Raw genomic sequence first — 14,163 nt, forward strand, 5'->3', positions numbered from 1 at the left:
CAGGTCAGCCGAGCCCACCGGCTGCGGGCCGGCGAGGCGGGAATTGTCGTGTCTCGCCGATCGCCAGCACGAAGAATTCTTCGTCGGACAGCGCCTGCGAGCGGCGCTGCTCGGCGAGCGCGTGCGGCGGGTCGTCGAGCGCCTCGTCGGACAGCTGGAAGGTGCCCCAGTGCACGCCGAGCGAGCGCTTGGCGCGCAGGTCGCGGTGGATGCGGATCGCCTCCTCCACGTCGACGTGCTGCGGCGCCATGAACCAGCGCGGCTCGTAGGCGCCGATCGGCAGCAGCGCGACGTCGAACCCGCCGCCGTTGGCGGCCGACTGCCGCTCGGCGAAGTGCGCCTGGATATCGATGAAATCGCGCGAGTAGGCGGTGTCGCCGGCGTAGAACAGGTGGCAGTCGGGCGCGAACACCGCGAAGCCGCCCCACAGCGTCTTCATGCGGTCGGCCAGGCCGCGGCCCGACCAGTGCTGGGCCGGCACCAGCGTCACCTCGACCGGGCCGGTCGGCGACGGCACGGTGTGCGAGGTCCACCAGTCGAGCTCGACCGCGTTCGCGATGCCGCGTTCGGCCAGCCAGGCCTTCACGCCCAGCGGAACGATGAACAGCGGCGCGCCGCCCGGCTGGCGCTGCAGCGCATCGACCGACGCGCCGTCGAGGTGGTCGTAGTGGTTGTGCGACGCGAGCACCAGGTCGATGTGCGGCAGGTCGGCCAGCGCGACGCCCGGCGGCTGGTGCCGCTTCGGGCCGGCGAACGGCACCGGCGAGGCGCGCTCGGAGAACACCGGGTCGGTCAGCAGCGTCAGGCCGCCGAGCTGGGCCAGCACGGTCGCGTGGCCGATCCAGGTGACGGCGGGCTGCATCGCCGCGCCGGCGCGCGCGTTGGCCTGCAGGAACGCGAGATCGGGCGCGACCTGCGGGATCGGCCCGCGCGGCGGCCGCGGCACGCCGTTGCGGTGGGCCGCCCAGCGCCAGCGCAGCACGTCGGCCAGGCTCTTCGGTTCGAAGCCGGCGTAGTTGTTGCGGAAGGTCATCGCGCGGGCGTCAGACGCCGTCGGCGACGAAGCCGACCACCGCATGCGAGTTGTCGCAGAACGGCTTGTTCTGCGACTGGCCGCAGCGGCACAGCCGGGTGCTGGTCAGCCGGTCGACGGTGCGGCCGGTGCCGGCGCACAGCTCCAGGTTGCCGCTGACTTCGAGCGGGCCGTTGCGCAGCGGGTCGACGCGCAGCGCGCCGCCGCGCAGCGCCAGCGGTTGCGATTCGCGCGTCGCCGGCTCGCCGGTCGCCCTGAAGCCGGCGGCATTGTGCGAGCCGTCGCAATACGGCTTGTTGGCCGACTGGCCGCAGCGGCACAGCGTGGCGCGCAGGCGCGAGCCGCCGTTCGGCGGCGCGGCCGACAGCTGCAGGTCGGCATGGAAGGCCAGCGGCCCGTTCTCGCGCAGCCGGGCGACGTTGACGAGCGGCGGCGCCTCATTCGGGCCGCCGTCCAGGCGCTCGTAGGTGATCGCGCCCGACGGGCAGCTGTGCGCGACGATCGCGATGCGCTCCGGCGTCGCCTGGTCGGGGTACAGCCACTCGCCCGGCGTGTTCGCGAGGAACACCGCCGGCTCGCCGAGCACGCAGTGGCGCGAATGGATGCAGCGCTGCGTGTCGAAGAGCAGCAGCACGTCGCGGCCCCGTGCTTCGTCAGGCGGCTTCGGCCGGCTGGCCACCATGGGCACGGGGGCCGGTGTGGGCTGCGGCACCACAGGTGGCGGTGCAGAAGGCGTCACCTTGTGCCCGAGCGCGGGCCAGCGCTTCGCATGCTCGGCCGACCAGTGGTCCGAGAAGCGCCGCAGCGCCTGGGCATGCCGCGCGAGCGACGGCAGCGCGCCCGGCTGGGCGGCCAGCGTGGCCAGACGGTCGGCGACGCAGCCGCAGCGTTCGGCCAGCACCAGCGTCGCCGTCTCGGCCGACAAGTAGGCCAGCACGGTGCGCGATGCGGTGAAGGTCATGCCGGCGTTGATGCCGGGGTGCTTGTCGCTGGCCGGCAGCGTCGCCAGCGCGCTGCCGATGTCGCCCATCATGTGCATCATCGCGAGCGTCTGGTCGGCCATCTCGCGGCGCCGCGCGGCCGCTTCTTCGGAGCGCGGCGGCACGTCGGACATCGCGGTCAGCAGCCGCAGCATCAGCTCGTAGCAGACGTTCGCGGCGTCGAGCAGGCTGGCGGCCGGTTCGGCGGTGACGTGGATGCGCAGCCCGGCGACCACCGGGTCGCGCATCACCGGGTTGCGCGCGGCCGGGCGGGCCGGCTCGAAGCCTGGGCGACGCGCCTTCAGGCCCTGCCACTCGCGGCGGATCGCGCAGAAGCGGGCGTAGTGCGAGCCGGCCTTCTCGGCCCTGGAGCCCTCGCCCTGCTGCACGATGAAGTCGATGGCCTGCTTCGCTTCGGCCAGCGTGCCGATGGTGGCCAGCCCCGGCAGCCGGAAATCCTGCGGCGACAGCTGCGCGGCGCGCGGGCCGATGAACAGCGTGGCCTCGCCGCTGCGCTGCACAAGCAGTTCGCAGCTTTGCGCGATCGTCTCGTACAGCTCCCCGACGGTGCTGTAGTCGTCCGGCAGCATCGACAGCCGGCCGGCGACGGCATGGCGGCGGTAGCTGGATTTCTCGTAGCGGTCGCCGTCGCGTTCGGCGACGTCGGCAGGGCGTTCGAGGTAGACGAAGTGGTCGAGCGTGGCCTCGTCGAAGGGCGCCAGCTCGACCGAGACGTCGGCCGGGAACAGGCCGGCGGCGATCGGAAAGTTGAAGCGCCGGTAGTGCGGGCGCGCGCCGATCGCGATCGCGAGGTTGTTGGCGAGCGACAGGTGCAGCATCTCGTCGGTGGCGATCGCGATGATCTCGCGGCGCCAGCGCTGCACCGCGGCGAGTTCGTCGGGTTCGAGGCCCTCGTCGGCGTTCTGCTTCAGCGAGAACGCCGCATAGAGGTAGGTGCACATCAGGCAATGCTCGATCTCGGCGGCTTCGGCGAGCATGCCCACGAGCTGGGCGCGGTGGGAGGCGGGGGTCATGGCCGGCAGCATGCCGGGGAGGGCGGCGCGATGCAAGGGCAGCGAGCGAGAGCCCGACTGCTACGCTCGCGCGATGAACCCACCCTCGCTCTGGACCGCCTCGGTGCCGGTCTTCCTGCGCTACCTGGCGCGGCTGCGCGGCTGGCTCGATCTGGCGCAGGGTCACGCGACCGGGTCGGATGCGGATCGCTTGCTCGGCGCGCGGCTGGCCGACGACATGAACCCGTTCGAGACCCAGGCCGTCATCGCGGCGAACTTCGCGTTGCGCGCCTGCCATCCGCTGGCCGGCCTGCCGATCCCGTCCGCGGGTGAACCGGGGCCGGGCTTCGACGGGCTGCGCGCTCTGATCGACCGCGTGGTGACGATGCTGCACGAATTGCCGCCAGCGCTGTTCGAAGACGCTGACCAACGCACGCTGGAGAGCCGTGCCGGCGAGGCGCTGGTGCGCCTGCCGGCCGCCGAGTTCCTGCAGCTCTATGCGCTGCCGAACTTCTTCTTCCACCTGACGACGGCGTACGCGATCCTGCGCAGCCAGGGTGTGCCGATCGGCAAGGCGGATTTCGATGGGTTCCATGCGTATTCGCGGACCCACGCCGAGGCGCCTGTGCCGACGCACGCCGGCGAGGCCGAGACCCTCCGCGAGATCGAGCGCTCGCGGCTGCGCGCGCTGGTCGACGCCGACATCGCGCTCGCCCGGCCACTGCATGCGCCGCAGTTCCAGCTCGTCACGCCGGGCGGACGGGCGTTCACCCGCGACGAGTACCTCGGCAAGATCGAGCGCGGCGACCTGCGCTACCTGCGCTGGGAGCCCGGCCCGATGGACGTGCGCCTGCATGCCGACAGCGCGGTGCTGCGCTACCAGGCCACGCTGGCGTTCGATGCGAATGCGCCGTTCCGCTGCTGGCACATCGATGCGTACGAACGCATCGACGGCCGCTGGCAGGTGGTGTGGTCGCAGGCGACGATGATCAAGCCGTGATGACTGTCGTGGCAGCTACGGGACGAACCGTCAATCCTCGTCTGGAGGTCTCCATGCACCACCCCATTGAATCCCTGGCAGAAGAAGTCCAGCAGCTGCCCAGCGACGCGCGAACGCAGCTGCTGGATCGGGTGGTCGCGAGCCTGGACAGGGATCGCGAATGGGATGCCGCGTGGGATGCCGTGGCAGCGCAACGGGACGCGGAGATCGAATCCGGGGCAAGCACTGCCGCGTCGGGCAGCGAGGTCATTGCACGACTGCGCAAAGAATGAGCCCGTCGCCGCGCTGATCAGTTCGCCGCCCCCGCGTCCTTCCACCCCCCACCCAGCGCCTTGTACAGCGTCACCAGGTTCTGCGCCTGCTGCGCCTGCACCTGCACCACCGCCTGCTGCGCGGCGAACAGCGAGCGCTGCGCATCGAGCACGTCGAGGTAGCTCGCCGCGCCGTTGCGGTAGCGCAGGTCGGCCAACCGGTAGCGCGCCTGCTCGGCATCGGCCTGCGCCCGTTGCGCACGCGCCTGTTCGCCGAGCGTCGCGCGGCCGGCCAGCGAATCGGAGACCTCGCGGAACGCGGTCTGGATCGCCTTCTCGTACTGCGCCAGCGCGATCTCGCGACCGACCTTCACGCTGTCGAGGTTGGCCTTGTTGCGCCCGGCGTCGAAGATCGGCAGCGTCGCCTGCGGCTGGAAGCTCCAGCCGAACGAGCCGCTCTTGAACAGGCCCGACAGGTCGCTGCTGACCGAGCCGACCAGCCCGGTCAGCGTGATGCGCGGGAAGAACGCCGCGCGCGCCGCGCCGATGTTGGCGTTGGCCGCGATCAGCTGCTGCTCGGCCGCGCGCACGTCGGGCCGGCGGTTCAGCAGGTCCGACGGCAGCCCGGCCGGTACCTCCGGCAGCACCTGGTCGGCCACCAGCGACACGCCGGCCGGCAGGTCGTCGGGCAGCGCCTGCCCGAGCAGCAGCACCAGCGCGTTCTCGTCCAGCAGGCGCTGGCGCGTCTGCTGCGCGAGCGACACGCGGGCCGCTTCGAGCAGCGATTCGGCCTGCCGCAGGTCGAGCTCGGAGCTCGCGCCGTTGTCGAACTTCAGCCGCGTGAGCTTCTGCGAATCCTCGCGCGTCTTCAGCGTCTGACGGGTCACGTCGAGCAGCTCGTCGTCGGCCAGCAGGTTGAAGTACGCATTGGCGACCGACGCGATCAGGCTGATCTGCACCGCCTTGCGCGTCTCCTCGGTCGCCAGGTACTGCGCGAGCGCCGCCTGGCTCAGGCTGCGCACCCGGCCGAAGAGGTCGAGCTCGTAGGCCGAGACCGCGAGGCCGACGCTGTAGGTGCTGTTGATCGTGTCGGGCCCGGCCGTCTGGCGCAGGCCGCTCGCGGCCGCGTTGATCGTCGGCCATTCGTCGGCGCGCTTGATCTGGTAGGCCGCCCGCACCTGCTCGATGTTGAGCACCGCGACCCGCAGGTCGCGGTTGTTCTTCAGCGACAGGTCGATCAGCCGCTTCAGCCGCTCGTCGGCGAAGTAGCTCTGCCATTCGATGTCGCTCGCCTTCGGGCCGGGCCGCGCGGTGGTTGCCTCTCCCGCGAACGAGCCGGGCACCGGCGCCGGCGGGCGCTCGTAGGTCGGGATCATCGTGCAGCCGGCCGCGAGCAGCGCGGTGGCGACCAGGGCCGGGCCGCGCAGCAGCCGGGGGCTTCGGAAATCACTCATGGGAACCATCCTTCGCCGTGCCGGCCGCCGGGGCGGCGGGTGCCGGGTTGCCATTCAATTCGTGGGCATACATGCGGCGCTGCCGCTCGCTGCCCTTGAAGATGCGGCGCACGACGACGAAGAACACCGGCACGAAGAACACCGCCAGCAGCGTCGCGCTGAACATGCCGCCCATCACGCCGGTGCCGATCGCGCGCTGGCTCGCCGAGCCTGCGCCCGACGCGACCACCAGCGGCAGCACGCCGAGGATGAAGGCCATCGAGGTCATCAGGATCGGCCGGAAGCGCAGGTGCGCCGCCTCCAGCACCGACTCGACCACCCCCTTGCCCTGCGCATGCAGGTCCTTCGCGAACTCGATGATCAGCACCGCGTTCTTCGCGCTCAGCCCGATCACCGTGATCAGGCCGACCTTGAAGTAGATGTCGTTCTCGAGGCCGCGGAAGGTGGCCGCCAGCACCACGCCCAGCACGCCGAGCGGCACCACCAGGATCACCGACAGCGGGATCGACCAGCTCTCGTACAGCGCCGCGAGGCACAGGAACACCGCCAGCAGCGAGAAGCCGAGCAGGATGAACGCGGTCGAGCCCGACAGCTTCTCCTCGCGCGACTGGCCGGTCCATTCGAACGCGAAGCCCGGCGGCAGCTGGCCCGCCAGCCGTTCCATCTCGTTCATCGCCTCGCCGGTGCTGCGGCCCGGCGCGGCATCGCCGGCCAGCCGCATCGTCGGGTAGCCGTTGTAGCGGATGGTCTGCACCGGGCCGCTGATCCAGCGCGTCGTCGCGAACGCCGAAAGCGGCACCGGCTGGCCCTTGCTGTTCAACGCGTTCAGGCGCAGCAGGTCGTCCGGCTGCATGCGGGCCGGCGCATCGGCCTGCACCACCACGCGCTGCAGGCGGCCGGCGTTCGGGAAGTCGTTGATGTAGGCCGAACCAAGGGCGGTCGACAGGGTCGAGTTGATCGAATCGAAGCTCACGCCCAGCGCGTTCGCCTTGTCGCGGTCGACGTCGATCTGCAGCTGCGACGCGTCTTCCAGGCCGTCGGGGCGCACGCCCGCGACGATCTTGCTCTGGCCCGCGAGCCCCAGCAGCTGGTTGCGTGCCGCCAGCAGCGCCGCGTGGCCGTTGCCGCCGCGGTCCTGCAGCCGGAACGCGAAGCCCGACGAGGTGCCCAGTTCAGGGATCGGCGGCGGGCTGAGCGGGAAGATGAAGGCATCGCGCACGCCCATCAGCGCGCCGAACGCACGGCCGGCCAGCGCCTGCGCCGAATGCTGCGCGCCCTTGCGCTCGTCCCAGTCTTTCAGCGTGACGAACGCGAGGCCGGCGTTCTGGCCCTGGCCCGAGAAGCTGAAGCCCAGCACGCCGACCATGCTCTGCACTTCCGGCTGCTTCAGGATGAAGCCCTCGACCTGCTGCATCACCTCGACCGTGCGGTTCACGGTGGCACCCGGCGGCAGCTGCACGTTGACGATGATGTAGCCCTGGTCCTCGGCGGGCAGGAACGAGGCCGGCAGGCGCGAGAAGGTCCAGCCCACCGCGGCGATGATCGCCGCGTAGATGATCAGGAAGCGGCCGGCGCGCTTCAGGATCTTCGCGACCCAGCCTTCGTAGCCCTTCGCGGTGCGGGCGAAGCCGCGGTTGAACCACCCGAAGAAGCCGGTCTTCTCGTGGTGGTGGCCGGCCTCGACCGGCTTCAGCAGCGTCGCGCACAGCGCCGGCGTCAGCGACAGCGCCATGAAGGCCGACAGCGCGATCGACGCCACCATCACCGCCGAGAACTGGCGGTAGATGTTGCCGATCGAGCCGGCGAAGAACGCGAGCGGCACGAACACCGAGATCAGCACCACCGTCACGCCGACGATCGCGCCGGAGATCTGGCCCATCGCCTTGCGGGTGGCCTCGCGCGGCGAGAGCCCCTCTTCGCTCATGATGCGCTCGACGTTCTCGACCACGACGATCGCATCGTCGACCACGATGCCGATCACCAGCACCATGCCGAACATCGTCAGCACGTTGATCGAGAAGCCCAGGCCGAGCAGCGCGCCGAAGGTGCCCAGCAGCGCGATCGGCACGACCAGCGTCGGGATCACGGTGTAGCGCCAGTTCTGCAGGAACAGGTACATCACGACGAACACCAGCGCGACCGCCTCGAGCAGCGTCTCCACCACCTGCGAGATCGAGATCTTGACGAAGCGCGAGCTGTCGTACGGCACGCTGTACTTGACGCCCTGCGGGAAGTAGCGCGCGAGCTCGTCCATGCGCTTGCGGATGGCGGTCGCGGTGGCGAGCGCATTGCCGCTCGGCGAGAGCTGCACGCCGATGCCGGTCGACGGCTTGCCGTTCAGGCGCGCCGAGGTGGCGTAGGTCTGCGCGCCGAGCTCGATGCGGGCGACATCCTTCAGGCGCACCGTGGAGCCGTCGGCGTTCGCCCGCAGCACGATGTTGCCGAACTGCTCGACGTTGCTGAGCTGGCCGTTGACGACCACGGTCGCGAAGATCGACTGGCCGGGCAGGTTCGGCAGGTCGCCGATGGTGCCGGACGAGACCTGCGCGTTCTGCGTGCGGATCGCGGCGGCGACGTCGGCGGCCGACAGGTTGAAGCCGACCAGCTTGGCCGGATCGATCCAGACGCGCATCGCACGCTCGGTGCCGAACAGCTGGGCCTGGCCGACGCCGGGGATGCGCTGGATTTCAGGCAGCACGGTGCGCGACGCGTAGTCGCCGAGCGCGATCGGGTCGTAGGCCGGGTTGTCGGACGAGAGGATCGTGAACAGCAGGAAGTTCGAGCGCGCCTTGTCGACCCGCACGCCCTGCTGCGTGACGGCCGACGGCAGCCGCGGCGCGGCTCGGCTCAGCCGGTTCTGCACGTCGACCTGCGCCAGGTCCGGGTTGGTGCCGGGTTCGAAGCTGATCGTGATCGAGCCGGTGCCGTTGGCCTGGCTGACCGACTCCATGTAGAGCAGGCCGGGCGAGCCGTTCATTTCCTGCTCGATGACGCTGATCACGCTGTCTTCGAGCGTCTGCGCCGAGGCGCCGGGGTAGGTGGCCGACACGACGATGGAGGGCGGTGCGACCGGTGGGTACTGCGAGACCGGCAGCTGCGTGATCGCCACGCTGCCGAGCACGATGATGAACAGCGCGATCACCCACGCGAAGATGGGGCGATCGATGAAGAACTTGGCCATGGAAGGAGGCTCGCTGGTTCTGTCTTGGGAGGTACGAGGCTCAGCCGCCGGACGCGGCGGAAGCCGGCGCCGGGGAGGCCGATGCCGCCGCCGCGGCCGACGCCGCGCGCGGCTGCCACGGCACCGGCTTCACCGGGCCCGGGCCGCGCAGCTTCTGGAAGCCGTCGACCATCACCTGCTCGCCGGGCTTCAGGCCGTCGGTGACGAGCCACTGGCCGTCCTGCGCGGCCGAGCCGATCTTGATCGGCCGCGGTGCTACCTTGCCGTCCGCGCCGACCACCATCACGGTGTCGCCTTGGTTGCTGCGGGTGACCGCCTGCTGCGGCAGTGCGATCGCGCCGTCGACCTGCGCCTGCTCGAGCCGAACGCGCACGTACATGCCGGGCAGCAGCAGGCCGTCGGCGTTCGGCACCTCGGCGCGCAGCGTGATCTGGCCCGACGTGGGGTCGACCGTCAGGTCGGAGAACAGCAGCCGGCCGGGCTTCGCGTACTCGGTGCCGTCTTCCAGCACGATGCGCACCTGGGCGGCCTCGCCGCTGCCTGCACGCTTGAGCTTGCCGGCCTCGAGGGCCTTGCGCAGCTTCAACGTCTCGGTGGTGGACTGCGTGAAGTTCACGTACATCGGGTTGATCTGCTGCACCACCGCGAGCTGGGTCGCCTCGCCCTGGCCGACCAGCGCGCCTTCGGTCACCAGCGCGCGGCCGATGCGGCCCGCGATCGGCGAGGTGACGGCGGCGTAGCCGAGGTTGATCTGCGCGGTCTGCAGCGCGGCGCGGGCCGACGCGACATCGGCCTCGGCGGACTTCTGCGCCGCCACAGCGTTGATGAAGTCCTGCTTGCTGATCGCGTTGGCCTCGATCAGCGGCTTGTAGCGTTCGGCCTGCGCGGTGGCCTGCGTCAGGTTGGCCTGCGCACGCGCCAGCGTGGCCTGGGCGCTCTGCTGGCCTGCGAGGTACGGCGCCGCATCGATCTGGAACAGCGGCTGGCCGGCCTTCACGTCGCTGCCTTCGCGGAACAGCCGCTTCTGCAGGATGCCGGCCGCGCGGGCCCGCACCTGCGCGACGCGCGAGGCTTCGAGCCGGCCCGGCAGTTCGGTCACGAGGCCGACCTCGCGCGGCGCGACGGTCACGACCCCCACCTCGGGCGGCGGCGGTGCGCCGGCGCCACCCGGGGCGGCACCGGCGCCGCCGGCTGCGCCGTCCTTGGCGCCGCAGGCCACCAGCAACGCGGCGACGATCGCCAGCGGCAGCGCTTTCAGCGCGCCACGGACCGGGGACACAACAGCAGCACTTTCCGCCGCGACGTTCTTCAACGCAGACATGCAAATCCCTTCCGGATGCTGCGCCCGCCGCGGGCGCCTGATGAGCTGGGGAAAAGCCGACAAAGCGCAAAGGCCGGGTGAGAACCTGGCTGGACTTGTCGACGATGCGGGTTAGTATACATACACGATTGAATGTAAACGTCCCATTTACCTGCACGGTAGCGGCTGCGCTCTTACGGAGTGCTTACCGGCACCGATCACCGAGGAGTCGCCACGCGATGGCGCGACGCACGAAAGAAGAGGCCCAGGCCACCCGCAGCCACATCCTGGACACCGCCGAGCTGGTGTTCCAGGAGCGTGGCGTGTCGCGCACTTCGCTCAACGACATCGCGCTGGCGGCCGGCCTGACCCGCGGCGCCATCTACTGGCACTTCAAGGACAAGGGCGACCTCTTCAACGCGATGATGCTGCGCGTGACCTTGCCGATGGAGCAGATGGTTCACGCGAGCGACGACCCGCAGTTGGACGCGCCAGTGGATCACATTCTGGAAAGCTTTGTCGATGCCCTGCGCAAGACGGTGCACGACCCGCAGGTGCGGCGGGTGTTCGACATCGCATCCCACAAGGTCGAGTACATCGACGATCTCGACAAGGTGTGGGAGCGGCACCGCCAGGTGCACAACGAGATGCTCGGGCGCGTCGAGAGCGCGCTGAAGCGGGCGGTGCAGCGCCACCAGATCGTGCTGCGCACGCCGGCGCGCACGGCGGCGATCGGGCTGCATGCGCTGATCGACGGGCTGATCCGCACCTGGCTGCTGGAGCCGGACTCGTTCGACCTGGTGCGGGTCGGCCGGCAGACGCTGGAAGGCTATCTGGCGGGCATGGCGCCGCCGCCGCCCGTGCCGGCGATCACGCCCGTGCCGGGTTCGTCGCCCGCGCCGACCGGGGCTCGTCGAGGTGGTGGGCGAGCAGCGCGATAGTCGCTGCCAGCCCGGCCAGCACCAGCAGTGCGAAGCGCAGGCTGGTCAGTTGCGCGAGCCAGCCGATCAGCGGGGGGCCGAGCAGGAAGCCGCCGTAGCCGAGCGTGGCCATCGCCGCGATGCCCTGGCCCGGCCCTCGGCGCGCACGCCGCGCGGCGGTGCCGAAGACCAGCGGGGCGACCGTGGCGACGCCCAGCCCGACCGCGACGAAGGCCGCGAGCGTCAGCCCGGCATGCTGCGTGAGCAGCGCGGTTGCGAAGAGCAGCGCGGCCACCGCGTTGCCGGCGCGCAGCAACGTGGCAGCGCGCCACACCGCCATCAGTTTGTCGCCGGCCAGGCGCAGCACCATCATCGCGCAGGCGAAGGCCGCATAGCCGAAGGCGCCGAGCGCGGCGCTCAGCCCGAGGCCGTCCTTCACGTAGACCGCGCTCCAGTCGGCCATGCCGCCTTCGATCAGGAAGGCGCAGAACACGATCGCGCCGAGGCCGCCCATGCCCGGCTCGGGGAGCGCGAAATGCGGTGCCGGCTCGGCCGGCTTCGGCGGCGTGGCCTGCAGCCAGCGCATCGCGACCAGCAGCACCAGCGCGAGCAGCGCGGCGACCACGCCGATGTGCAGCCCCGGCGCGACGCCGTGGTGCGCCATCGTGCCGCCGAGCGCCGCGCCGCACAGCCCGCCGGCGCTCCACAGCCCGTGCAGGCCCGACATGATCGGCTTGCCGCGGCGCGACTCGACCTCGACCGCCAGCGCGTTCATCGCGACATCCATCGCGCCGTTGGCCGCACCGAGCAGGAACAGCGTGAACGCCAGCGGCAGCAGCGAGCCGACCAGCACCGGGTGCGGCAGCAGGAAGCAGTAGACGAAGCCGGTCGCGAGCGTCAGCCCGCGCGCGCCCAGTTGGCCGATGCCGCGTCCGGCGAGCTGGAACGACACCAGCGCGCCAGCGCCCATCGCCAGCAGCGCCATGCCGAGCTGGCCTTCGCTCAGGCTCAGCGCATCGCGCACCGCCGGGATGCGCGAGACCCAGCTCGCGAAGCCGGCGCCGTTGGCGAAGAACACGGCGGCCATCGCGAGGTGCTCGGCCCGCGAGGCGGTGGGGGAGGAGGACATGGCGGCTCCGGAAGGCGTGACAAGCTTGAGCGAAATCGATCAAGTTCGAGCATATTAGAGCAAGCGACCGGGACGGGCAAGCTAGAATTCGCGCCACGATGGTCCGCAAGACACCTGCCCCTCCCTGGTTCGGCGAAGAGCGCCGTGCTCGCACGCTGAAGCTGCTGCAGGAGAAGGGGCGCGTCGAGGTGCTCGACCTTGCTCGGATGATGGGCGTGTCCGAGCACACGATCCGCCGCGACCTGCTCGACCTGCAGGCACAGGGCGCGCTGCACAAGACGCATGGCGGCGCGGTGTCGCTGGACACCGCGCGGCTCGATTTCGCCGGACGCGCCGACGTGATGGCCGATGCGAAGCAGGCGATCGGCCGGGCCGGCGCGGCGCTGATCGAGGCGGGACAGACGGTGATCATCGATGCCGGCTCGACCTCGCTGAGCCTGGCGCGCGCGCTGGCGGTGCGGCCGGTCACGGTGATCACGAACTCGCTGGACGTGGCGGCGCTGTTCGACCGCGACCCCGGCGTGCAACTGGTGCTGACCGGCGGCACCTGGCACACGCAGGCGCGTGCGCTGTGGGGGCCGGCGGCGCGCGCGATGCTGCGGCAGTGCCGCGCCGACTGGGCGGTGCCGGGCGCGTGCTCGGTCGACCTGCGCATGGGCATCACCGTCACCGACGAGGCCGATGCCGCGACCAAGCGCGCGATGATCGGCGCCGCGGCCCGCACGATGGTGCTGGCCGATCACTCGAAGCAGAACAACGTGTCGCCGTTCGCCGTCGGCCAGTGGAGCGAGGTGCACACGCTGGTCAGCGACCGCGCCTGGCCCGAAGTCCAGGCGCTTGGTGTCGAGGTGGTGGTCACCCCTCGGTGAGGCGGCAGGGCGGGCCGGGGGACCGCCCGGCGTACCCGCCGGGCGAGGGGTCGTCAATCCTTACCTGATCTGCTGGTAGTCCACCGGGATCCACACATAGCCGCGGCCTTCGGCGCGGATGTGCCCGATGCCCGGGAACGGCAGGTGGGCCGCGGCGACGAGGTAGCCTTCCTTTGCGGCCTCGGCATACGCCTTCTTGCGCTGGATCGCGGCCGACTTCGAATCGGTGTCGAACGCGATCGTGACCTGCGGCTGCGGGAACTGCACCGCGGCGACGTGCATCAGGTCGCCCCACAGCACCAGCTTGCTGCCCTTGGATTCGACCGCATAGATCGAATGGCCCGGCGTGTGGCCGCGCGCGGCGATCGCGCGCACGCCCGGCACCAGCTCGACCTCGCCGTCGAAGGGCTTGAACTTGCCGGCGGCGACGTACGGGTTCAGCGAGGCCTGCGCGCCCTGGAAGAAGCCCTTCATCTTTTCCGGGGCCTTGTCGAGGTTCTCCTTGCTGAGCCAGAAGTCGGCGTCATGCTGGTCGGCGCGCACGATGGCATTGGGGAACACCAGCTTGCCGTCGGCCACCAGCCCGCCGACGTGGTCGCCGTGCATGTGGGTGATGTAGATCTCGTCGACCTGCTCCGGCTGGTAGCCGGCGGCCTTCAGATTGGCGACCAGGCTGCCGAGCGTCGGGCCGAACAGGCTGCCGGCGCCGGTGTCTACCAGCACCAGCTTGCTGCCGGTGTTGACCAGGTAGCCGTCGACCGAGGTCTGCACGACGTCCTTCTCGAAGCCCTTGCCGAGCAGCTTGCCGACCTCTTGCGGCGTCGTGTTGGTCAGCAGCTGCTTGGGCTGCAGGTCGAGCGTGCCGTCGTTCAGCGCGGTGATCTCGATGTCGCCGAGCATCATCCGGTAGAAGCCGGGCGCCTGCGTCTTGACCTGCGGCGCGCCAGCCTGCGCGGCGGCCGCGAGTACCAGCGAGCCGACCAGCGCGGCGATGCCGTTGCGAATCCAGGGCGTGAATGTCATTCGAATTTCT

General features: G+C 70.7%; 11 protein-coding genes. 4 read left to right on the top strand and 7 right to left on the bottom strand.

The features are described 5' to 3' along the window. Nucleotides 1-4: 4 nt before the first annotated feature. Both FHT26_RS12475 and FHT26_RS12480 read right to left on the bottom strand, forming a co-directional pair. Nucleotides 5-1,033: an MBL fold metallo-hydrolase gene (locus FHT26_RS12475; RefSeq protein WP_246867846.1), complete on the bottom strand. Its 1,029-nt coding sequence runs from the start codon at nt 1,031-1,033 to the stop codon at nt 5-7. Between the two features lie 10 nt (nt 1,034-1,043). Continuing rightward, a complete protein-coding gene (locus FHT26_RS12480; protein WP_168560439.1) occupies nt 1,044-3,047 on the bottom strand; it encodes a ferritin-like domain-containing protein in 2,004 nt (667 codons plus the stop codon). Nucleotides 3,048-3,120: 73 nt separating this feature from the next. On the opposite strand from FHT26_RS12480, the gene FHT26_RS12485 reads away from it, so the two are divergent. Next, complete coding sequence (locus FHT26_RS12485; RefSeq protein WP_168560440.1) at nt 3,121-4,026, top strand: DUF1993 family protein; 906 nt, start codon at nt 3,121-3,123, stop codon at nt 4,024-4,026. Between the two features lie 53 nt (nt 4,027-4,079). Beyond that, nucleotides 4,080-4,298 (top strand): addiction module protein, encoded by a 219-nt coding sequence (locus tag FHT26_RS12490; protein ID WP_168560441.1) that lies wholly within the window; start codon nt 4,080-4,082, stop codon nt 4,296-4,298. Nucleotides 4,299-4,315: 17 nt separating this feature from the next. Here FHT26_RS12490 and FHT26_RS12495 read toward each other — a convergent pair whose 3' ends face one another. Genes FHT26_RS12495 through FHT26_RS12505 form a run of 3 tightly spaced genes read right to left on the bottom strand, consistent with a single transcriptional unit; the run spans nt 4,316 to nt 10,224 of the window. Next, nucleotides 4,316-5,731, bottom strand: coding sequence for an efflux transporter outer membrane subunit (locus tag FHT26_RS12495; RefSeq protein WP_168560442.1), 1,416 nt, complete (start codon nt 5,729-5,731; stop codon nt 4,316-4,318). Then, nucleotides 5,724-8,912 (bottom strand): efflux RND transporter permease subunit, encoded by a 3,189-nt coding sequence (locus FHT26_RS12500; protein ID WP_168560443.1) that lies wholly within the window; start codon nt 8,910-8,912, stop codon nt 5,724-5,726. The genes FHT26_RS12495 and FHT26_RS12500 overlap by 8 nt, the downstream gene beginning before the upstream one ends. A gap of 40 nt (nt 8,913-8,952) precedes the next feature. Further along, a complete protein-coding gene (locus tag FHT26_RS12505) occupies nt 8,953-10,224 on the bottom strand; it encodes an efflux RND transporter periplasmic adaptor subunit (protein WP_490362786.1) in 1,272 nt (423 codons plus the stop codon). A 227-nt stretch (nt 10,225-10,451) separates the two neighbouring features. On the opposite strand from FHT26_RS12505, the gene FHT26_RS12510 reads away from it, so the two are divergent. Continuing rightward, nucleotides 10,452-11,153, top strand: a complete 702-nt coding sequence (locus FHT26_RS12510; protein WP_168560445.1) for a TetR family transcriptional regulator — start codon at nt 10,452-10,454, stop codon at nt 11,151-11,153. Here FHT26_RS12510 and FHT26_RS12515 read toward each other — a convergent pair. Further along, nucleotides 11,083-12,261, bottom strand: a complete 1,179-nt coding sequence (locus tag FHT26_RS12515) for an MFS transporter (RefSeq protein ID WP_168560446.1) — start codon at nt 12,259-12,261, stop codon at nt 11,083-11,085. The two genes, FHT26_RS12510 and FHT26_RS12515, sit on opposite strands and share 71 nt — an antisense overlap. 98 nt (nt 12,262-12,359) lie before the next feature. Between FHT26_RS12515 and FHT26_RS12520 the strand changes: the two genes are divergently transcribed. Then, on the top strand, nt 12,360-13,130 hold the full coding sequence (locus FHT26_RS12520) for a DeoR/GlpR family DNA-binding transcription regulator (protein ID WP_168560447.1): 771 nt from the start codon (nt 12,360-12,362) through the stop codon (nt 13,128-13,130). Nucleotides 13,131-13,190: 60 nt separating this feature from the next. Here the strand turns inward: FHT26_RS12520 and FHT26_RS12525 are convergent, their stop codons facing one another. Further along, nucleotides 13,191-14,153 carry an MBL fold metallo-hydrolase gene (locus FHT26_RS12525; RefSeq protein ID WP_168560448.1) on the bottom strand — a complete coding sequence of 321 codons (963 nt, stop codon included), beginning with the start codon at nt 14,151-14,153 and terminating at the stop codon, nt 13,191-13,193. Between the last annotated feature and the right edge of the window lie 10 nt (nt 14,154-14,163).

It is taken from the genome of Rhizobacter sp. SG703, from assembly GCF_012275445.1.
Taxonomy (GTDB): Bacteria; Pseudomonadota; Gammaproteobacteria; order Burkholderiales; family Burkholderiaceae_C; genus Rhizobacter.